Below are 20,211 nucleotides of genomic sequence, written 5' to 3'. Positions count from 1 at the left end.
GAAGCAGAGGTAGAGGCGGCATGCAGTCGCGGGGACGGGCGCCCGGAGGCGGGCGAAGGCCGGAAGTATTCGCTCTTTTCCTTGACAGTCAAACAAGGAGTCAATGGGTGCGGCTCGCGCCGCGACGGCCGGTGAGGGCAACCGCCCGACCGAGCCCCCGGATTCCTGGATGACTAAGGCTTCCCGTGCCCCGGTCCCACGATTCGCGGCAGGTAAGTCGCGAAATCAAAGTGAGGCGAGTTCTCCGCGTTGTGGCAGGTGATGCACACGCGCTCGCCCGGCGAGCCGATGATGTTGTCGGTACCGGGCGCCTCCGCGTGCTCCGAGCCCGGACCGTGGCAGCTCTCGCAGCCCACGTCCTCGCGGCCTGTGACTTTGTCCAGCCGGCACACGCCGCCCGCCTGCTCCCAGCCGGTGACGTGGCACCCCACGCAGTTGAGGTGGAACTGCTTGCCCACCTGCTCCAGCGTCTCCCACGCGTGGTGGTGCTTGGACTTCTCCCAGACAGGGAAGGCGTCCTCGTGGCAGGTGCGGCAGGGCTCGTTGCCCACGAAGCCCGGGCGGCCCGGCGCCGGAGCGGGGCAGTCCTGGCCATGCGCCTTCGCCCAGGCCAGGTTCATCTTCCCCACGTCCGCGTCGTAGGCCGTCACCACCGCCAGCGCCTCCGCGTCGGACGGAAGGCTGGACTCCAGCGGTACGAAGCGCAGCGTGAAGGCGTTGACCCCCGCCGGGGCGACAGGAGGCGCGTTCAGCAGCGCCTGCCGCCGCGCCACCAGCTCGTCGCGCTTGCGCTGCTTGAGCGCCTTGAGCCTCGGGTCGGTGCCAGGGAGGTTGATGTCCTTGTCCAGCAGCGCCGCCCGCTGCTCCAGGGCGTTGGCCTCGCGCTCCAGGTCATCCTGGCCCTTCTGCAGGGTGAACGGCCCCGGCTGGGGCGCGTAGGCGAGGTCCACGCGCAGCAGCGAGCGTCCCTTGCTCTGCAACGCCACCACCGGCACCGCTGAACGCACCAGCCGGTTCTGCTCCCCGCTGAACTCGGTGGCGGTGCGGGTGGCCACCACCACGTCGGCCTTCAAGCCCGGCTGCTCCACCGCCTGCTGGGCCACGTCCAGCGTGACGTCCAGCAGGCCCACCACGAAGTCCGCGCCCTGCTCGCGAGCCTGGGCGCTGGCCTGGGCGAGCTGCGCGGCCGTGGTCGCCGCCACCACGCCCACCTCGCGCGCGCCAGCAGGGAACAGCTTCACCTGTCCTGGCGCCAGCTCCGGCAGCCCCAGGCCCTTGCGGAAGTCCACGCCCTGCGTGTCGTCCAGCGGGCCCGTGGCGCGCACCGCCAGGCCCATCTGCCGCATCGCGTCCGCGAGCGCCTGGGCCTTGCGCTCCTCCTGCGGCACCTGCCCCGGCTTGAGCCGGCGCTCGCCGAAGAGGCTGTTGCCGCCGTCCACATAGAGGACGGGCAGCGAGCCCTGCCGCGCCGTGCGCACCTGCGCCGCGGCGCGGGCGATGCCGCCTCGCATGTTCTCGCTGCAGCCACACGGGCCCAGGTACCCGCGCGTGTCGGCGGAGACGAAGAGGACGGCGCCCTCGGTGGGCGCCGCGGGCTTCGCGGCGGAGGCCGGCCGCGCGGTGGGCGCCGCCGACGCGTCCGCTTCTGCGGGCTTGGGAGCCGGGTCCTTGCGTGCACACCCGACGAGCGACGCGGCCACCAGGGCCACGGCGAGGAGGGCGCGCATGGGGCTCACCAGAGGATGCTCTGCACCAGCTCGTCGATCTTCTCGCCCATGGCCTCCAGCCCGTTCACCTTGGACAGGGAGCCGTCGGCGCCGACCTGCTCGGCCAGCTTGGACAGCTCGTCGTCCGGGAGGCTGGAGAACAGGACGATGGGGATGTCCTGCGTGCCGTACTCGTTCTTCAACGTGCGGCAGATGTCCGTGCCCTTGGCCTCGGGCATGTGGATGTCGGTGAGGATGAGGTCCGGGCGCCAGGTCTGCAGCGTCTTCTCGAACTCCATGAGCGTCGAGGTGGCGATGACCTCGTAGCCGCGCGCCTCGAGCACGGCCTTCTCCATGGCGAGCGTAATCTCGCTGTCGTCAATCAGGAGGATTCTTCGCTTCTCGGACACGGCGACCTTCCTTCGCTCCGTTTCTATCCTACCCCCACGCGCCGCACCAACGCTTTCCCGTGCGCGCCGGGCGCCGGTGTTTCCCTGATTTCGGGTGTCCACCGCCGCACGCTCGCCCGCCAGGGCGCCAGGGCCGACTTCTTTCCAGTGAGACATCCGAAAAGGGATATGGAAGTCAGCCATGATGCACCGTGACAGTTGGACTCAGAGCGCACTCGTCCTGGCCTTGGGACTGCTGTGGAGCCTGCCTGCCGCCGCGCTCAACGCGGGCCTCGGGCCGCCCCCTTCCACCGTGGACCGGCAGACGCCGCAGGCCGCCGTGAAGGGCTTCCTGGCCGCCGCCCACCGGGGGGACTACGCCACGGCGGCCCACTACCTGGACCTGGACTACATCCCCCGCGCCAAGCAGAAGGAGCGCGGGTTGCAGCTCGCCCGCTCGCTCAAGTTCGTGCTGGACCGCAAGCTGCCCGTGGACGTGGGCGCGCTGAGCAAGGAGCCCGAGGGCGACCCGGCAGACGCGCGCTACGACCAGCTCGGCACCATCCCATTGCAGGGGACCAACGTCCCCATCCGCGTCCAGCGTGTCGCCGCGACGGACGGGACCCAGGCCTGGGTCTTCAACGAGTCCACGGTGCGGCAGGCGGATCCGCTCTTCGCGGAGTACGGCCCCCGGCTGGTGGGCTTCCTGCCGTCCTTCTTCTTCAGTGACACGGTGCTGGGGCTGGAGCCGTGGCAGTGGCTGGGGCTGCTGGTGACGCTGCTGGGCAGCCTGGCCCTGGCGGTGTTGCTGGAGCGCCTGGTGCTGTCGCTCGCCCGGCGCGTGGCGCGGTGGACCCGGTTCACCTGGGAGGACAACGTGGTCTCCTCGGGGAAGGGGCCGGTGAAGCTGCTCACCTTCTCCGCGCTGCTGGCGGTGGGCACGCTGCTGCTCAGGCTGCCGCGTCCGGCGCAGGGCCTCTTCCTGCGCATCGGCTACTCGTTGAGCGTGGTGGCGCTGGCCTGGGCCGTGCTGCGCATCCTCCACGTCTCCGCCTCCTTCGTGCAGAGTCGCGTATCGTCGGAGATGAAGGACGCCACGCGCGCGCGCAGCGTGAGCACGCAGTTGGTGGTGCTCCGCGCCATCTTCGAGGTGGCCACCTACGTCATCGCCGCGGCGCTGCTGCTCATCCAGTTCGAGGTGGTGCGCAACGTCGGCGTGTCCCTGCTGGCCTCCGCCGGCATCGCCGGCCTGGTGCTCGGCCTCGCGGCGCAGAAGTCCATTGGCACGCTGCTGGCCGGCATCCAGCTCTCCATCACCCAGCCCATCAGCATTGGCGACACCCTCATCACCGAGGGCGAGTGGGGCACGGTGGAGAAGATCACGCTCACCTTCGTGGTGCTCCGGACGTGGGACCAGCGCCGCCTGGTCATCCCCATCACCCAGTTCCTGGACAAGCCCTTCCAGAACTGGAGCAAGGGCAACCCGGAGATGCTGGGGCCCGTCGTCCTCCAGGTGGATTACATGGCGGACATCGACGCCATCCGGGCGGAGCTGCGCCGCATCCTGGAGAACGAGGGCAAGGACATGTGGGACGGCCGCGTGGCGACGGTGATTGTCATGGACGTGCTGGACCGGACCCTCACGGTGCGCGCGCTGGTCAGCGTGTCGGACTTCAGCAAGCTGTTCGACCTGCGGGCCCTGGTCCGCGAGAAGCTGGTGGCCTTCCTGCGCACCCGCCCCCTGTGGCTGCCCGTCACCCGCACGGAGGCCCGCCCCTATCCGCCGCCGGAGCTGTCTCCGGCGCTGGAGCCGGTGCCGCCCGCCGCGCCGCCCCGGGCATGACGGCTGTCCGCCCCCCAGGCGCAGTGAGCCCTTGCCTGGGGGCATGGGGTTTTGAATAGTCGGCGCGCCGCGCCGTCGTAGCGCTGGAACTTCGCACCTACCGCCCGGGGGAGTCTTCGAGATGATGCGTCATGTCAGGTTGTGTGGGGCCCTTGCGATGGTGGCCGCCACCGTGCCGCTGACCGCCAGTGCCCAATCCCGAGGCCGCACGGACGGGCCCGAGGAATCCGAGTACGGCAAGGGGGGCTACAGCGGCCCCGGAGGCCGGAGCGTGTCGCTCCAGCTCGACTGGGGCGCGGCCGTCAACTCCCGCAAGCCGCCTCGGGGCGCGCCGGAGGGCCCGCCGCTGTTCGTGGGCGCCACGCTGTCGCTGTGGGGCGCGGACTGGTACCAACTGGATGTGAGCGGCGCCTACGTGTTCGACGGCGGCCGCTTCGTCGGCATGGTGGGCCCGCGCTTCCGGACCTGGGGCTGGCCGCTGGTGTTCACCGCGGGCCTGAAGGCCGGCGCCATCGTCATCCCCGAAGGGGAAGGCCTGCGCTTCGGCATCTCCCCGCAGGTGGGCGCCGAAATCCTCCTGGGTGACCGCGAGAACATCCTCATGGCGCTCAACTACACCCCGGACATCCCCATTGGCGGTGGCGGCGTCACGCACCGGCTGGGCATGTCCATCGGCTACAAGTTCTAGCAAGGAGGCAGGGACATGATTGCCACGCTGCTCGCCGCCACCCTGGCGCTGGCCTCCAGCCAGGCGCCCGTCTCCGTCGCCGGCCGCGGAGGCCCGCAGGTGAACCTGCCGTTCCCCGCCGGGGACGTGCAGACCTACAACATCATCCAGTGGGACCCCAACCAGCTCCCGCGCATCTATGAGCGCTCCGACCAGCTCCCGCTCACCGACGAGGAGCTGACCAGGCTGTCCCAGGCCGGCTTCGAGCCCGCGCAAATCGTGAAGATGATTGAAGAGCGCCGCTGCGCCTGCGACGCCAGCGCGGACGGCCTCATCCGGCTGAAGAAGGCCGGCGTGGACAAGGACGTGCTGGCCGCGGTGTCCCGGCATGGCCTGGCGCCCAACCGCGCGCTGAACCTGCTGGTGACGCTGGACTTCACCGGGGAGAGCCGCACCGCGCGCGAGGCGTTCCTCTACTTCTTCGTGGACGACGGGGACATCACCCGCGTCTTCACCGCCAACATCCCGGAGCTGCTGCGCCGCCGCAACAGCCACGAGACGACGGTGGACCGCAGCGACATCCTCGTCGCGCGCACGGTGCGCCGCGTCCAGCTCGCGGGCCAGGTGCCGCTGCGCACCTACGGCAAGCACCACGTGCTGGTGGTCGCCAGCGCCAGCCCCACGCTCACGCATCCGTCCCAGCTCACCGCGCAGGAGCTGTCGCGCTCGCAGCGCTACACCTTCGACTATCCCCGTGCGTCGCTGCAGAACGTCTGCCGCCTGACGGCCGGGTACCGCCGTGACGCGGTGCTCGCCTGGAAGTGGAACTTCGAGGGCAGCCGCTTCGAATGCGAATGGAACTAGGAGTGACCCGCACCATGAACACCCGCCGCCTGCTGCTGTCCGCCTGTCTCGCCGCTTCGCTGTCCGCCTGCACGGGCCCGCGCGCCTTCACGCGCGGCACGTACGAGGACCCGAACACCATCGAGATGCTGTCGGACCGCTTCAACGAGAACGACCTGCAGCTCATCGCGAAGAAGATGGCGGAGTCGCTCGCCACCTCGCCGCGCTTCGCCCAGCCCCGGCCGGATGGCTCGCTGCCCATCGTCCTGGTGGGGAAGCTGAAGAACAGCACCTCGGAGCACATCGACATGCGCTCGCTGGGGGACAAGATTCAAACGGCGCTGGCGCAGACGGGCCGCTTCGCCCTGGTGGACCAGCAGGCGCGCCAGGACATCGCGGAGGAGTACGAGTACCAGCAGTCCGGCTACGTGGACCCCAACGCCGCCAAGGGGCCGGGGCAGCAGACGTCGGTGGACTTCCTGATGACGGGCGACCTCGCCTCCATCATCCAGGAGGTCGGCCGGGACAAGCTCGTGTACTACAAGATGACCGCGAAGCTGAGCAACGTGCGGACCGGCCTCATCGAGTGGACGGACGAGAAGCAGATCCGCAAGAAGTTCGAGAAGCGCGGCGTGAGCTGGTAACGGGCGCACCCTCCCATGTCCCTTCACTCCCGCAGCCCGGTCCGCCTGAGCGGGTGGGGCGCGCTCGCCCTGGTGAGCGTGCTCCTCCTGTCGTCGGGCTGCGCGGGTGACTATGTGGCGCGCACCCGCGGGGTGCGGTCCGCCTACCAGCAGGGGGACTACTCGCGCGCGCTGGCCACGCTGGAGGCCGCGGCGAAGGAGGGCCCCGAGCAGGACCGGCTGCTGGTGCTGATGGACAAGGGCATGGTGCTGCACGCCGCCGGGCAGTGGGCGGAGAGCAACGCCGTGCTGGAGGAGGCGGAGCGGCTCAGCGAGCAGGTGGACGCGGTCTCCGTCAGCGAGGAGGCGAAGACGCTCGTCACCAACGAGCGTCAGCGCACCTACCGCGGGGAGGACTTCGAGAAGCTGATGATCTCCGTCCTCCAGGCGCTCAACTACGCGGAGCTGGGCGACGAAGAAGCCGCCATGGTGGAGGTCCGCCAGGTCAACGAGCGCCTGGAGAAGATGATCGCCGAGGAGAAGAAGCCCTACGAGCAGCTCGCGATTGCCCGCTACCTGGGCGGCGTCATCCGCGAGGACCAGCGGGACTGGGACTCGGCCTATATCGACTACGCGAAGGCCTACGAAATCGCGCCCCGCGAGGACGCGCTGGCCGAGCCGCTGCTGCGGCTGGCGAAGCAGGTGGGCCGCGACGACATGTACGCGGAGCTGCTGGCGAAGTATCCGGACGTCCCGCACGCGCCGCTGGCGCCGGACGAGGGGCAGCTCGTCGTCGTGGTGGAGGCGGGGCTGTCTCCGGAGAAGACGCGCGGCTCCAGGGACCCGGGCGGCGGCGGTGACCTGATTGAAGTCCCCGTCTATCGGAACCGGGGGCTCGCGCCGCCAGTGAGCGTCGACCTGGCAGGCCAGTCCCGGCGGGCGGTGACGGTGACGTCCCTGGCGGACGTGGCCGTGGTCCACCTGAATGACCGGATTGGCCGCCTGCTGGCGAAGCAGCTCGCGGGCGTGGCGGTGAAGGCGGGCCTGGCCGCGGGCGTGGGCGCGCTGACCAAGAGCGACGAGCTGGGCGTGCTGACCTTCCTCGTGCTCAACGCGATGAACGCGCCAGACCTGCGCTCCTGGCTCTCCCTGCCCGCGGAGTTCCAGGTGGCGCGCTTCCGCGTGTCCGCGGGGAACCACACGGTGCGTGTGACGAGCTGGGGCCAGGTGACGGAGCATCCGGTGGAGGTCAAACCCGGCCGGGTGGGCTTGTTGGTGCTCCGGCGCTACTGATTCGGTTTTTTGATGTAGGGTGCGCGCCCCATGTCGCCGGTCCTGGCCACGGTGGCCCTGTATTCCCTCATCATCGTCCTCGGCGCGCTGGCTGGCGCGGTGGTCGTCGTCCTGAACGACCGGCCCACCCACCTGGTGCGCTTCCTGGCTTTCGCCGCGGGCGTGATGCTGGGCGCCGCCTTCTTCCACATGCTGCCGGAGGCGTACCTGGGCGGCGGGTGGTGGGCCTTCGCGCTGGTGCCCGCAGGCTTCGCCTTCCTGCTGGTGCTGGAGCGCTACCTCGTCGCGCACGCGGGCGAGGACATCTCCCCCGGGGGGGACACCGTGGCGGGCACCGGGCACGAGGTACATCCAGGGCACGTGCTGGGGCTCACCGCCTTCCTGGGCCTGTCCACGCACACCCTGTTCGACGGGATTGCCCTGGGCTCGGCGGTGGAGGAGGGCGTGGGCGGCATGGCGCTGCTGGCCATCGTCGCGCACAAGGTGCCCTCCGCGCTGTCGCTGGCCTCCATCCTCAAGACGGAGGGGCGCTCGAAGGCCTCCATCCTGTCGCTGTCCACGCTGTACGGGATGATGGTGCCGGCCGGCGCGCTGCTCTACTTCCTCTTCGACGCGATGCTGCAGTTCGAAAGCCTCGCGGCCAAGGCGCTGGCCTTCTCCGCCGGCACCTTCCTCTACATCGCCGTGTCGGACCTGCTGCCGCACGTGCACCGGCACGGCAAGGACCAGCCGGGCCGCAACATCCTGGCGCTCTTCGTGGGCCTGCTGCTGATGTTCCTGCTCGCCCGGCTGATGGGGCACCCCGAGCACCCCGGCCACTGAGCGCCCCGCGCGCGCCGTCCGCCTCGCGGACCGGGGAGCCCTCGTCCGCCGCCATGCCGGCGCCCGGATGCGTGTGGCCCCGGGCCGGCGCACCCTCCTGGAGACAGCGGCCACCTTCGCCACCGGGCCGCGGGGACGAGGAGGCGGGGCATGCTCACCGTGGGAGACCTCATGGTTCGCGACGTCATCACGCTCCAGGAGACGGACGGCCTGCTGCGGGGAGATGACCTGCTGAAGCTCCAGCACATCCGTCACCTGCCCGTGCTGCGCGGCAGGAAGCTGGTGGGGCTGGTGAGCCACCGGGACCTCATCCGCGCGCTGGCGCGCCACCCGGCGTCCTTCGGGGCGCCACCCAGGGCCATGGCGGACATCATGACGCGGGAGCTGGAGACGGTGACCCCGGACACGACGGCGCGTGAGGCCATCCACCGGCTGCTGGACCACCGCTTCGGCTGCCTCCCCGTGGTGGATGGGGAGGGCGCGCTGGTGGGCATCGTGACAGAGGCGGACTTCCTGCGGTTGGCGGCGCGCCTGTTGGACCGCGTGGAGCCCCGTCCGGGGGACGCGTGGGCGCAAGGCGCGCCGCCCTGATGCGTGCTGGGCCGCCGTCCTTCTTCTTGCTTTCACGACGGACGCCCCGAGGATGCCCACGCCCGTGAGCGGGCGCCTCCTCATGGAAAAACGCACGGACTGGTACGAACACCCGCGGTACTACGAAGCCATCTTCGGCACGGACACCGTGCGCGAGGTGGACTTCCTCCAGACGCTCAGCGAGCGCTTCGGCACGGGCGGCAAGCTGTGGCTCGAGCCCGCCTGCGGCGCGGGGCGGCTCGTGGAAGAAGCCGCCCGCCGGGGCCTGCGGGTGGTGGGCTATGACATCTCCGAGGCGATGCTGGTCCACGCGCGCAAGCGCCTGACGCCGGCGCAGCGGCGGCGCGTCAAGCTGGGGCCCTCCCGCATGGAGTCCTTCGCGGACCCGTCGCTGGAGGGGCAGGTGGACCTGGCGCACTGCCTGGTGTCCACCTTCCGCTACCTGGACAGCGAGGCCGCGGCGCGTCAGCACCTGCTGGGAACGCGGCGGCTCTTGAAGCCGGGCGGCATCTACGTGCTCGGCTTCCACCTCACGGACTACGCGCGCGCCCGGCCCGAGCACGAGCGCTGGGTGGGGCAGGTGGGCGAGGACCGCGTCGTCTGCAACACGAACGAGGGCCTGCCGGAGCGACGCGCGCGGCGCTCGCCCATGCGCAACCGCCTGCGCGTCACCGGGCCGGACAAGGACTGGCTCATTGAAACCGAGTGGCACTTCCGCACGTACAGCCATGCCCAGGCCACGAAGCTGTTCCGCGACGCGGGCCTGCGGGTGCTGGCCGGGTACACCTTCGACTACGACATCGACGCACCCGTGGAGCGAGGCAGCCTCCGCCTGGACCGCGTCTTCGTCCTCCAGGCGGACCCCAAGTCTCCGGCCGTGGACACGCCTGCGTCCGCGCGGAAAGCGCCGCGAAGGCCCGCCGCCCCCTCGAAATCACGCAAGATTTCACGCTGAGGGCGTTTTGATGCGGCGGGGGAGCGACTTCGGGTGAATTCCAGGGGGCCTGCGTCCTGATGGGACGCGAGCGCGTCCCGTGGAGACGCAAGTCGGGCCCCCTGAGTGGGGTTGGGCTCACGCATCCCCCTGGAATCACGTGAATGTCCTGTCTGGCATGGGGCGCGCATGGCGTTTCGCCGTGGCGCTTCGGGAGACCGGGCTGCCCCGCAGCATCGGAGTTTCGGGAACGCGGAAGGAGGGGCCGCTCCTTCCGCGTTCTTCATCTCCGCTACACTCCGTCCCCCTGATGTGGTTCCCCTGACGGAGCCCGTCGGAGGGCATTGGACGGAGGCGTGCGGATGCAAGACGAGATGGCGCAGCTCCTCGCGGATTTGCGGGGAGCCAGGGACTTCGAGGCCGCGGCTGCCGCCACGCTCCGGCGGTTGCACGCTGTTGCCCAGGAGGCCGTTGCGTCCAGTCGGTACGCAGCCCGGGGCCGGGTGTTGCGGGGCATCGTCCACCTCCGCCCAGGGGAGGCCTACCGGAGCCTGGCCGCGCTGGAGGTGGGTGCGGCGGAGATTACGGACGCCAGTGTAGGGACGCCCTTCTTCACGTCCGCCACGGCCTGGCGCGCGGTGGTGGAGCACCGCTGCGCGGTGTCCATCGACGTGAATGTCGGCACGGTGCAGCCGCACGCGCCCAACGCCCCGGTGACGGGGGACCCGGGCCTGGCGGGCTTCAACAGCCATGAGAGCCGGCAGCGCTTCCTGGGCCGCCACGCCACGCACGTCTGCGTGCTGCCGCTGCGCACGCCGGGCGGCGACATCGAGGGCATGATTTCGCTGGAGGCGGACTGCCTGGCGGCGATGGGCCAGGACTTCGTCTGGCTGGAGGCGGGGGACCGGCTCCAGTTGCTCGCGGACGTGGCGGCGCCGTACCTGGCCCGGCTGCCGCAGCGGCCGGTGGCCCGGCCGGAGGTGGATGAGTTCCTCCCGGTGGTGGGGCGCTCCATGGCGGAGCTGCTGCCCATCCTCCGCGTCTTCGCGCTCCAGGATGAGACCATCCTCATCAGCGGCGCCACCGGCGCGGGCAAGTCCCGGCTGGCGCGCTGGTGCCATGAGCGCTCCAACCGCCGCGGCAAGCCCTTCGAGACGCTGGATTTGGTGACGGTGCCCGAGGACCTCCAGATGGCGGAGCTCTTCGGCTGGAAGAAGGGCGCCTTCACCGGCGCGGTGCGGGACGCGCCCGGCAGCGTGGCCCGCGCGGAGGGCGGCACGCTCTTCATCGACGAAATCGACAAGCTGTCGCTCAAGGCCCAGGCGGGGCTGCTGCACCTGCTGGAGTCGCGCAGCTACCGGCCGCTGGGCGAGGGCACCGGCGAGCGGCAGGCGGACGTGCGCTTCATCATCGGCACCAACGCGGACCTGCACGCGGAGGTGCGCGCCGGCCGCTTCCGCGAGGACCTCTACTACCGCGTCAACGTGCTGCCGGTGCGCATGCCCCCCCTGCAGGAGCGCCAGGACGAAATCCCCCTGTGGGCGCAGTACATGGTGAACCGCCGGCACCGCGAGCGCTCTCCGGACGGCCACGCCCGGCTGATGAAGGAGGCGGAGCGGCTGCTGGTGGGGAGCCCCTGGCCGGGCAACCTGCGGCAGCTCGACAACATCGTCCGCCGCGCCTACACGCTGGCCATGGTGGAGCACGCGGACGCCTCGGGCGAGCTGGTGCTGCACGAGAAGCACGTCGCGCGGGCGCTGGACTACGAGCAGGCCCCCGGTGCCCGGCCGCTGCCGGAGGCGCTGCGCGCGGCCGCGCAGGCCTTCGTCGCGGAGGCGCGCCGCCGCAATGCCCCGCTGGATCTGGACCTGGCGGATGCCTTCCGCGGCATGGTGCTGGGCCTCGCCATCCGCCAGGTGGGCCGGGACGAGGGCTTCAAGCTGCTGGGCCGTGAGAGCCTGGTGAAGAACCGCAACCACCACAAGGCGCTCAAGCGCGAGCTGGAGAAGGTGGACTCGCTGTTCAAGGCCCTGGGTGAGGAGGGCTCGCCCTTCTCCGACCTGCTGACGGAGGTCGAAGGCGGCTGAGGGCGCGGCGCCCGGCGACTACCGGGCGTCGGCGTGGGGGCCCGCGGCGATGCCCGTGGCGCCCCGGGCCAGCTCGTCACACACGAGCGCGTGGAGCCGGAAGGCCATGCGCGCCTCCTGCACCACCTCGCGCGCCTCGTCCTCGTCCAGCTCCAGCCCGTCGATGCGCGAGTGGAAGCGGACGCGGAAGGCGGCCAGCCCGGCCTCCGGCACCGTGCCGTAGAAGGCGGTGCCCTGGCCCTCCGCCAGCTCGAAGGCGTCCGTGATTCGCCGCGCCCGGCGGTGGCCGCCGAAGACGTCCAGCGCGCAGCGCGCGTAGGCGTGCGCCACCAGCAGGTGGGGCGCGTCCTCGGACACCTCCTTGATGCGCTCGGCGTGCAGCCGCGTCTCCACGCAGGCGAGGGTGTCCGTCCGGGACTCGCCGCAGAAGTACGTCAGGTCCGCCTCCAGCGCGGAGGCCAGCCGCAGCTCCGGCAGCAGCAGCAGGGGCGTGAGCGTGGTGCCCATGACGTTGGGCAGCGCCGCCTCGAAGGCCGAGTAGAGCGTGTGCAACTGCCGCAGGTGGCTCACGTAATGCTGGGCCCGGACGTACTGGCCGTAGATGCCGCCCTCCCACGCGTCGAAGAAGAGGGACTGGATGAACAGCGAGCGCTCCGCCTGCTCGGCCAGCTTCGCCGTGCCTTCCGCCAGCAGGACGGACAGGGGCGCGGGGCCGGTGGACTCCGCCCGGGGCGGCGTGGCCGGGCGCTGTGGCTGGGGCTCCACCAGCCGCTTCACGCGCGCTGCCACGTCCGTGCGCGGCAGCCGCAACGTGCCGGTGGCGCTCACTGCTTCCACCCGCCGCCGGCCAGCGCGCTCAGCGCCAGGGGCCCGGCGTCCTCGTTTGACAGCGCCTCCAGCGGCGTCCCCAGTTGCTGGAGCGCCTCCGCCAACGTCATCCCGATAGCGCGGAGGACCTCCTCCTCCACCCGAATCGTCACCGGCCCCATGGCCAGGTGGATGTGCCCGCACGAGCACTGCGTCACCTCCGCGCACGGACCTCGCGCCAGCACCGTCTTGCCGCATCCCTGACCGGGCATCATCGCCATCCTTGATTTTGATTTTGAATATCGAAATCAAAACAATGGTGCACCAAAGGCCGCCGCAGCGCAAGCCCCGGCCTTTTCTGGACTCGCGGCGAGTGTGGGGAAGGCGTCAGCGGCCCAGGGGCTGCCGCTGCGCGTCCCGCAGGCCCACCAGCACGCTGCTACCGCTGTCCGCCACGCGCAGCTCGCCGTAGCGGGCGCCTTCGTAGCGGCTGGCGTGGCCTTCCTGGAAGAAGAAGGCCTCCGCGCCCAGGCGGAAGCGCCCGTCGCGCAGGCGGTAGCGGAGCTTGAGCTCCCCGGCGGCCAGCGGGGTGTCGGGCGAGTCGAAGCGCACGAACGTCCCCACGCCGTCCGCGTCCAGCCGCAGCACCATGTTCCCGTCCTTGGCGGTGGTGGAGGCGTTCGCGTTCCGCTCGCGGCTGATGGCGTAGTCCAGCACCATGTAGTCGCCCTGAATCAGCGAGCGAGGGTCGACGGGGGCCAGCTCCAGCAGCACGGGCTGCCCCGAGCGCAGCACGCGCTCCTTCTGGACGACGAGCCCGGTGGGGACGAGCAGCGCGAAGGCCAGCCCGCCGAGGATGACCGCCGTGCGCACCATCACCGCACCTCCGTCGCCGGGGCGGGGAAGCGCCGCAGCAGGAAACTTCGCAGGCCCAGGAACACCAGGCCGCTGCCCATCAGCGCCAGCGCCTTGGCCAGCAGCGTGAGGCCCAGGTCGTAGTAGTACCAACTGCCCGACGCCAGCAGGTACGCCACCGCCAGTCCCAGCAGCACGCTGCTGCGCCGGTGGAAGCCGAGCACCAGCATGCTCACGGCGGTGATGACCGCGGGCGTGTGGGGGGTGAGTACGGCCACCAGCGTCAGCGCCGCGAACACCGCCGCGCCCGCCACGCCGGTGGGCTCCAGCGACAGCTCCCGCAGCACCCGCCAGGCCGTGTACAGCGTCAGCGCCGTCAGCCCCAGCGTCACCACGCTGTCCGGGAGCGCGGAGCTGGCGTCCAGGAAGTCACGGGAGACGTCCCGCATGCCGCGCACCAGCAGCGCGCCGGGAATCGCGCACGCGAGCGCGAAGGCCACCGGGCCCACCAGCGCGCCCAGGCCTCCCCCGCGCAGCCGGGCCTGCTCCAGGAAGAGGACGTGCATCAGCACCGCGCAGCCCAGGACGAACAGGTCCAACGCGAAGCCGCCCACCACGTGCCATGCGAGGAAGCCCGCCGCGCCCACGATTCCCAGCGTGCTCAGGAAGCGGAGGATGGCGTCCGGATAGGTGAAGAGCAGCACGGCGCTGATGACCAGCGCGACCATCGCGCCGACGTTCTCGCTGCCCGCTTCGATGCCGAAGCTGACGGAGGCCATGGTGGCGCCCGCGAGGCAGAGGGCCAGCGCGAACTGCTCCACGAAGACGCCGTTCAGCGAGCGGCGCAGCAGCGTCGCGGCCCCGCACATGCCCAGGCCCACGACGCCCATCACCAACTCTTCTTCCCACAGGCCCGTGCAGGCGAAGAAGCTCAGGAAGAACACCGCGGCCAGCCAGGCGCCGACGCCAGCGAAGGCCTTCACGAACCAGGGCGTGGCCACGGACCGGCGCTGGTGGACTTCCAGGGCCGCGCGGGCGGGCTCCAGGGCGTCGGGCGCGAGCTGGCCTTCGGCCTGGAGCGCGTTCAGCACCTCCAGCAACGAGGGACGCAGGGCCATGTCAGGACTCCTCCGTGGCGCCGGTGGCGCGGGCCTCGTGCCGCAGCCACCACACCGCGAGCGCCACCTGGGCGATGACGAAGAGGGGCAGCACGAAGACGCCCAGGACCTCCACGTCCTCGGAATCGACGATGCGGCTCAACGCGGCGGACGTCAGCAGCGTCATCACGCTCACCGCGGCGAGCGTGAGCATGAACAGCTCGCCCCGCAGGTGCCGGTGCAGCGCGTACTCGGCCGCGAGCGAGGCCAGCACCAGGAGCAACGACACCAGGGCGCCGGCGGGGGCCCGCGACGGCTCCATGACACAGGGCACCGCGCCGATGAGCACGGGCGCCACCGCCATCACCGCCAGCACGCGGGCCGGCCAGCGCGCCTGGAGCCAGGACACCCGCAGGTTGGCGAAGTGCTCATAAGTGGCCCAGGTGAAGCCGTTGAGGCCGCCCAGCACCACCGCCAGCCAGAGCGTCTGGTCCTGCTTCGTCTCCAGCACCTGGTCCCAGAAGAGCATGATGCCGGTGTTGACCAGCACCAGCGCCAGCAGGCCCAGGGGCGGGAAGCGGGACACCGCCACCCAGGGCAGGATGAGCACGGCCCAGCCGAGGAACAGCTCATACGGGTCCGCGCCCGTCTGGTACGCCTGCCCGTACACGGCCAGCAGCGCGCCCACGAGCACCGAGCCCGCCAGCAGCGACAACTGGCCTCCCAGCGTCTCGCCCAGTCTCCAGGCCGCCACCGCCGTGCCGATGATGGCCGCCGCGATGAGCCCCAGCTTGGCGAAGCGGTGCATCTCCGCCCAGTTGTACGCGAAGAAGTAGATGACGCCCGCCAGCACCAGCAGGGCCCCCAGGCCCATCAGCGTGGTGGACAGGAAGCGCCGCCAGTCCGCGCGTGGCGGGGTCGCCACGGACAGGTGCAGCGCGCGCTCCAGGGCTGTGGGCGTCAGGACACCCGCGTCCGCGAGCGCGCGCAGGCGTTCGGGCGTGGCGTCGAGGTCGAGCAATGGTTTCGGCACGGGCGCAGTCTAGCGGCCCGGCCGGGTGGCGCGTCCATCGGCATGTCCGCCGCGCCCGCCCGAAGCGCGCCCCGGGGCCTGTGACGTCGCCGGCCTTCGTGTGAGGCTCGCGCGGGGGCCAAGGGGCCCTGGCATGGCGACGAACCTGGCGTGCCCGAAGTGTGGCGGCGAGCTGGATGTGTCGGGGCGCGCCCGGGCGCCATCATCCGCCGCGCGTGCGGGAACCTGTCCGCCGTCCCGAAACGCTCGAGGAGTCCCCGCGGTGTGATGCTGGCCGTGGGCCTGTTCTTCCCCGCCCTGTCGTTCATGACCGAGGACGGTGAGCCTGCTCTTCCTGGCACGTCGGCGGAGGCGTCGCGTCAGTCGCTGGTGACGAGCAGGGCGGCGGAGAGGGGGCGCTCCTCGCAGTCCAACGGGGAGCCGTCCTCCCAGGCCAGCATCAGCAGGTCCGCGGGCCCATCCAGCGCGATGATGGGGTGGTGCCACTGGCCGGGGCGGTAGTTGACGCCCTGGCCCGGGCCGCACACGAAGGCTTGCAGCCGGTCCAGGTCCGGCTCTCCGCGCGCGTCGTCCGGAGCGACGACGACCAGGAAGCGCTGGCACGCGAGCGCCACGAACAGCTGCGTGGAGCAGGGGTGCCGCTCCAGCAGGCGCACCTCGAAGGGCAGCGTCTTCGCGACCGAGCGGAACACGGCGAGGTTGGGCTTCGCCCCGGGCCGGCTGCCCGTCAGGTTCGCCACCCGGTCATACCGCGTCGCCGTGCCCTGGTTGGCGCTGCTGCCACCCGCGAGCTCCAGCCCGATGACGTCGCCGAAGGGCGCGAAGGACTCCTTCGTGAGGGGCCGTGCCCGGACAGGGGGGCGCATGGGGCGTTCTCCTTGCTCAGTCGCGTGAGTCATCGTCGTCCACGAGCATCATCCCGTGCTTCGTGAGCAGCTTGCGCAGGTAGACGCGGGCGATGCCGGCCTCCCGGGCCGCGCGGGAGATGTTCCGGTCGCAGCGCGTGATGAGGCCCTGGAGGTAGTCCCGCTCGAAGACCTCGATGAGCCGCTCCTTGGCTTCCTTGAAGGGCAGCTCCGAATCCGGCGTGGCCACCGGCGGGCGCGCCGAGCCGGAAGGCGCCTCCAGGGGCGGCAGGGTGTCCTCGCCCAGGTGGATGGCCTGCTCCACCACGTTGCGCAGCTCGCGCACGTTGCCGGGCCAGGGGTACTGGGCCAGCAGCGCGCGTGTCTGCTCGGAGAGGGCGCTGGGCGGACGGCCCAGCCGCTCCAGCATGGCGTCGATGAGCAGCGGCAGGTCCTCCACCCGCTCCCGCAGCGGCGGCGGGACGACCTTGAGCACCGCGAGCCGGTGATAGAGGTCCTTGCGGAAGCGGCCCTGCTGCACGGCCTGCTCCAGGTCCACGTGCGTCGCCGCGACGACGCGCATGTCCACCGTGCGGTAGTCGTTGGCCCCCACGCGCTTCACCTGACGGCGCTCCAGCACGCGCAGCAGCCGGGGCTGCAGCTCCAGGGGCAGCTCGCCGACCTCGTCCAGGAAGACGGTGCCCCCCTGGGCGCGCTCGAAGGCCCCGGCGCGCTCGCCGTGGGCCCCCGTGAAGGCCCCCTTCACGTGCCCGAAGAGCTCCGACTCCATCAACGAGGGCGGAATCCCCGCGATGTCCACGATGATGAAGGGGCCGGCGGCCCGCGCGCTCTCCTGGTGGAGCGCCTCCGCGCACAGCTCCTTGCCTGTCCCCGTCTCACCCTGGACGAGCACGTCCCCGCCGCCCGCGGCCACCCGCTCCAGGACGGTGAACAGCTCACGCATCTTCACGCTGGCGCCCACGAGCGCCCCGAAGCGCTTCCTCGAGGACAGCGGCAGGGGCCGCTCCCGGGAGTCCTCCGGCACCACCTTGAGGACGACGGTGCCCAGCGTCAGCGCCGCCCCGGGACGCACCTCCAGCTCGGTGAAGCGCACCCCGTCATAGAAGGAGCCGTTGCGCGAGCCCAGGTCCGTGGCCACCACCCGCTCCTCCGTCACCTCGAGCTGGAGGTGGCGCCGGGACACGACGCGGTCCGTCAAGACGATGTCGCACGCCGCGGACGTCCCGAGCCGGACCAGCCCCGGGCGCAGCGCGTGACTCTGTCCCGCCTGCGCTCCGGAGAGCACCAGCAGCTTCAACCGCAAGGGGCCGCGCCGCGCCACTGGGACGGGCGCCGTCCGGACCAGCGCGTCCTGCTCCGCGTCCATGTCACCTGGGTCCACCACGGCCGGCAGGCTACCACCTCGCCCACGCCGGGAAGGGGTGGGTGACAACTGTTGTTGTCACCTGACAACGGCTGTTGGCAGGCCCGCCGGAGCCCGTTCCCAGGCGCTTCCCTCTGGAGCGCGCGCCTCCACCCCGCGCACCGGCCCCCGGAGGGTCCTGGCACGGCCACTGCACTGGTCCGCTTTCGCAGCGAGAACGACACCTCCGAGCCGCCCACCCGCGAATGTCTTGCCTGTATTTGGAAGACAGCTCGCGGGTGGGCTTGTTTGTCTTTGTCTGTCTCTGTTTCTCCTTGGCGCGCTCGGAAAATAAATAAAAACACAGCGCGAAACACCGCGCATGTCCGACAGAGAATGTGAATGTAGTCAGCGCGCGGGGCTCTCGGCTGAAACAGCCACCTGCCCCCAATCCAAACCATCGCAGCAATCGCTATCAGGAGCACGACCATGAGCCTGTCCATCGCGAAGTCCATTCAGTGCAACGGCTTCTCCGGCAACACCCGTGGCTGCGGCCCCACGGACCGCTACCAGGCGGCCTACCAGTCGATGGACCCGTCCAAGGCTGCCCAGACGGTCCTCAAGCACTTCGACGCCGTCGAGGGCGTGGGCATGAACGCCAGCGGCAAGGGCGCTGGCGACGCCAACATCGGCACGTCGGAGCTCAAGCGGGTGGCGGACCCCAACAGCGGCTTCCCGCCCGAGGTTCGCGCCGCCGCGAAGTGGATGCTGGACCACCCCACCGCGCTGCGCTCGCTGGACCAGGGCGCCAGCAGGGCCCACGGCGGCAACAACGAGGTGCACCTGAGCAAGGCGGACCTCCAGGCGCACGCCAGGAATGCCTCCCCGGACTGCGGCGCTCCGCAGCGGCCTGGCTTCCCGAAGCCCCCGCCGCTGTTCGGCTCCGGCTTCGGCGGCGGCTGCGGCGGAGTGGGCGGCGCGCCCAACCCGCACCGGCCCAACCTGCCGCCGCGGCTGGACCTGTGCGGCCCCTCGTCCGGTCCGCGGCTCCCGCCGCATTTCGGCGCCGGCCGCCAGCAGCCCATGGACGTCTACAAGGCGGCCCAGACGCTCAAGGACCACTTCAACTTCGCCGAGGGCGTGGGCATGAACGCCAGTGGCAAGGGCGCCGGTGACAACAACATCGGCCTGTCGGAGCTCAAGCGCCTGTCGGAGCCGAACAGCGGCGCGCCGAAGGAGCTCCGCGAGGCGGCGCAGTTCCTGCTCAGCCACCCCACCGCGATGCGCTCGGTGGACCAGGGCGCCAGCAAGTCCAGGTCCAGCAAGGAGGTCCACATCAGCCTCCAGGACCTGGAGTCCTTCACCGCGAAGGCGCCCCGCCGCGAGACGCAGTCCAACCGCCTGGACCTGGCGCAGTTCATGGGCCGGGCGAGCATCTGGGGCTGAGCCCGTCCGCTGCCCCGGCGGCCCAGCCGTCAGGGGCCGCCGCGGTGGGCTGAAGGTGGCGAGGCGCCGGGCCCTGGGGGGAGCCTGGCTGGCCACGGCCTGACACTGGCGCCTCCGGGGGGGAGGGCCCAGTGTCAGGGCATGGCAACCATCGACATCACCAAAGCCAACTTCAAGGAACTCGTGTCGAAGGAGGGAATCGTCCTCCTCGACTGGTGGGCCGAGTGGTGCGCGCCGTGCCGCACCTTCGCGCCTGTCTTCGAACAGGCGAGCACGAAGAACCCGGACCTCGTCTTCGGCAAGCTGGACACCGACAAGGAGGTGGAGCTGGCGGGGGCCTTCGCCATCCGCTCCATCCCCACGCTGATGGTCTTCCGTGACGGCATCATGTTGTTCGAACAGGCGGGAGCGCTGCCGGCCAGCGCGCTCGATGACCTCATCCGCCAGGTGCGCGCGCTCGACATGGACGAGGTGCGCAAGCAGCTGGTGGACCGCCAGGCACAGCAGGGCGCGCCGTCTCAGGCTTGAGGCGGCACGCCCAGGACGAGAAGCCGGGCGGAGGCCTCCGGGGGGAGGGCTTCCGCCCCGGCCTCGGTTCAGCTCAGGACCTGCACCTTGCCGTGGTCATCGCAGTGGCCGTCGTGCGGGTGATGCAGGTGGCCGTCCACCAGGTAGTCGATGTGGTCTCCGTGCGGCACGGCCAGGTGGCCACACGACGGGCCGTGGTGGTGCGTGGCCTCATGGGCACCACAGGCATGCCGCGGCGTACATTGCGCCGGGTTGCGCGCGTCCTCGGAGAGGGTGCACTCGTCGGTGTGGCCCGAGTGCGAGTGGTGCAGGTGCCCGTCATGCAGGTAGTCCACATGGTCCTGGTGCTGGATTGCGGGATGGCCACAGCCCCTGGCGTGGACGTGGTCATGGTGCTCGTGCGTCCTGTGATTCATGTCAGCCTCCCTGGCGGCGGTGT

The 20,211-nt window shown here is 71.0% G+C and carries 21 protein-coding genes; 11 read left to right on the top strand and 10 right to left on the bottom strand.

From position 1 onward, the window contains the following. Positions 1 to 173: 173 nt before the first annotated feature. Complete coding sequence (locus MYMAC_RS27625) at positions 174 to 1,727, bottom strand: cytochrome c family protein (RefSeq protein WP_170114779.1); 1,554 nt, start codon at positions 1,725 to 1,727, stop codon at positions 174 to 176. A 5-nt stretch (positions 1,728 to 1,732) separates the two neighbouring features. After that, positions 1,733 to 2,116: a response regulator gene (locus tag MYMAC_RS27620; protein ID WP_002634498.1), complete on the bottom strand. Its 384-nt coding sequence runs from the start codon at positions 2,114 to 2,116 to the stop codon at positions 1,733 to 1,735. Between the two features lie 181 nt (positions 2,117 to 2,297). On the opposite strand from MYMAC_RS27620, the gene MYMAC_RS27615 reads away from it, so the two are divergent. The 9 genes from MYMAC_RS27615 to MYMAC_RS27575 all read left to right on the top strand — a co-directional run bounded on the left by MYMAC_RS27615 (position 2,298) and on the right by MYMAC_RS27575 (position 11,798). Next, a complete protein-coding gene (locus MYMAC_RS27615; protein WP_095960241.1) occupies positions 2,298 to 3,938 on the top strand; it encodes a mechanosensitive ion channel family protein in 1,641 nt (546 codons plus the stop codon). Between the two features lie 121 nt (positions 3,939 to 4,059). Beyond that, positions 4,060 to 4,626 carry a hypothetical protein gene (locus tag MYMAC_RS27610; RefSeq protein WP_043712142.1) on the top strand — a complete coding sequence of 189 codons (567 nt, stop codon included), beginning with the start codon at positions 4,060 to 4,062 and terminating at the stop codon, positions 4,624 to 4,626. Positions 4,627 to 4,641: 15 nt separating this feature from the next. Further along, positions 4,642 to 5,469, top strand: a complete 828-nt coding sequence (locus MYMAC_RS27605) for a hypothetical protein (protein ID WP_013942127.1) — start codon at positions 4,642 to 4,644, stop codon at positions 5,467 to 5,469. A 14-nt stretch (positions 5,470 to 5,483) separates the two neighbouring features. Next, positions 5,484 to 6,092, top strand: a complete 609-nt coding sequence (gene lpoB, locus MYMAC_RS27600) for a penicillin-binding protein activator LpoB (protein WP_013942126.1) — start codon at positions 5,484 to 5,486, stop codon at positions 6,090 to 6,092. Between the two features lie 15 nt (positions 6,093 to 6,107). Then, positions 6,108 to 7,364 (top strand): COG3014 family protein, encoded by a 1,257-nt coding sequence (locus MYMAC_RS27595; protein ID WP_095960240.1) that lies wholly within the window; start codon positions 6,108 to 6,110, stop codon positions 7,362 to 7,364. A gap of 30 nt (positions 7,365 to 7,394) precedes the next feature. Next, on the top strand, positions 7,395 to 8,186 hold the full coding sequence (locus MYMAC_RS27590) for a ZIP family metal transporter (RefSeq protein WP_095960239.1): 792 nt from the start codon (positions 7,395 to 7,397) through the stop codon (positions 8,184 to 8,186). Between the two features lie 150 nt (positions 8,187 to 8,336). Next, entirely contained in the window at positions 8,337 to 8,777 is a 441-nt protein-coding gene (locus MYMAC_RS27585; RefSeq protein WP_095960238.1) for a CBS domain-containing protein, read from the top strand. 82 nt (positions 8,778 to 8,859) lie between these two features. Beyond that, the gene (locus MYMAC_RS27580) at positions 8,860 to 9,732 is read left to right on the top strand and encodes a class I SAM-dependent methyltransferase (RefSeq protein WP_043713745.1); all 873 of its coding nucleotides are present in this window, start codon (positions 8,860 to 8,862) and stop codon (positions 9,730 to 9,732) included. A 341-nt stretch (positions 9,733 to 10,073) separates the two neighbouring features. Beyond that, positions 10,074 to 11,798 (top strand): sigma-54-dependent transcriptional regulator, encoded by a 1,725-nt coding sequence (locus MYMAC_RS27575; protein ID WP_095960237.1) that lies wholly within the window; start codon positions 10,074 to 10,076, stop codon positions 11,796 to 11,798. 18 nt (positions 11,799 to 11,816) lie between these two features. Here the strand turns inward: MYMAC_RS27575 and MYMAC_RS27570 are convergent, their stop codons facing one another. From MYMAC_RS27570 to MYMAC_RS27535, 7 genes are all read right to left on the bottom strand, one after another. After that, positions 11,817 to 12,626: a biliverdin-producing heme oxygenase gene (locus MYMAC_RS27570; RefSeq protein ID WP_013942122.1), complete on the bottom strand. Its 810-nt coding sequence runs from the start codon at positions 12,624 to 12,626 to the stop codon at positions 11,817 to 11,819. After that, positions 12,623 to 12,877, bottom strand: coding sequence for a hypothetical protein (locus tag MYMAC_RS27565; RefSeq protein ID WP_193364519.1), 255 nt, complete (start codon positions 12,875 to 12,877; stop codon positions 12,623 to 12,625). The genes MYMAC_RS27570 and MYMAC_RS27565 overlap by 4 nt, the downstream gene beginning before the upstream one ends. 115 nt (positions 12,878 to 12,992) lie before the next feature. Further along, positions 12,993 to 13,481 (bottom strand): GDYXXLXY domain-containing protein, encoded by a 489-nt coding sequence (locus MYMAC_RS27560; protein WP_204816982.1) that lies wholly within the window; start codon positions 13,479 to 13,481, stop codon positions 12,993 to 12,995. Beyond that, complete coding sequence (locus MYMAC_RS27555; RefSeq protein WP_095960235.1) at positions 13,481 to 14,578, bottom strand: DUF4401 domain-containing protein; 1,098 nt, start codon at positions 14,576 to 14,578, stop codon at positions 13,481 to 13,483. The genes MYMAC_RS27560 and MYMAC_RS27555 overlap by 1 nt, the downstream gene beginning before the upstream one ends. Position 14,579: 1 nt before the next feature. Further along, positions 14,580 to 15,590 (bottom strand): DUF2157 domain-containing protein, encoded by a 1,011-nt coding sequence (locus MYMAC_RS27550; protein WP_095960234.1) that lies wholly within the window; start codon positions 15,588 to 15,590, stop codon positions 14,580 to 14,582. Between the two features lie 359 nt (positions 15,591 to 15,949). Beyond that, on the bottom strand, positions 15,950 to 16,456 hold the full coding sequence (locus MYMAC_RS27540; protein ID WP_095960233.1) for an ureidoglycolate lyase: 507 nt from the start codon (positions 16,454 to 16,456) through the stop codon (positions 15,950 to 15,952). Between the two features lie 16 nt (positions 16,457 to 16,472). Beyond that, a complete protein-coding gene (locus tag MYMAC_RS27535; RefSeq protein WP_095960232.1) occupies positions 16,473 to 17,822 on the bottom strand; it encodes a sigma 54-interacting transcriptional regulator in 1,350 nt (449 codons plus the stop codon). 465 nt (positions 17,823 to 18,287) lie between these two features. On the opposite strand from MYMAC_RS27535, the gene MYMAC_RS27530 reads away from it, so the two are divergent. Next, complete coding sequence (locus MYMAC_RS27530) at positions 18,288 to 19,244, top strand: hypothetical protein (protein ID WP_095960231.1); 957 nt, start codon at positions 18,288 to 18,290, stop codon at positions 19,242 to 19,244. Positions 19,245 to 19,385: 141 nt separating this feature from the next. Beyond that, positions 19,386 to 19,772 (top strand): thioredoxin, encoded by a 387-nt coding sequence (gene trxA, locus MYMAC_RS27525; RefSeq protein WP_013942114.1) that lies wholly within the window; start codon positions 19,386 to 19,388, stop codon positions 19,770 to 19,772. A 68-nt stretch (positions 19,773 to 19,840) separates the two neighbouring features. Here trxA and MYMAC_RS27520 read toward each other — a convergent pair whose 3' ends face one another. Beyond that, positions 19,841 to 20,188, bottom strand: a complete 348-nt coding sequence (locus tag MYMAC_RS27520) for a hypothetical protein (RefSeq protein ID WP_204816980.1) — start codon at positions 20,186 to 20,188, stop codon at positions 19,841 to 19,843. Between the last annotated feature and the right edge of the window lie 23 nt (positions 20,189 to 20,211).

The sequence above is a fragment of the Corallococcus macrosporus DSM 14697 genome, from assembly GCF_002305895.1.
Lineage (GTDB): Bacteria > Myxococcota > Myxococcia > Myxococcales > Myxococcaceae > Myxococcus > Myxococcus macrosporus.
The sequence above is the reverse complement of the archived record's forward strand: the minus strand, read 5'-3'. Positions and strand labels throughout refer to the sequence as shown.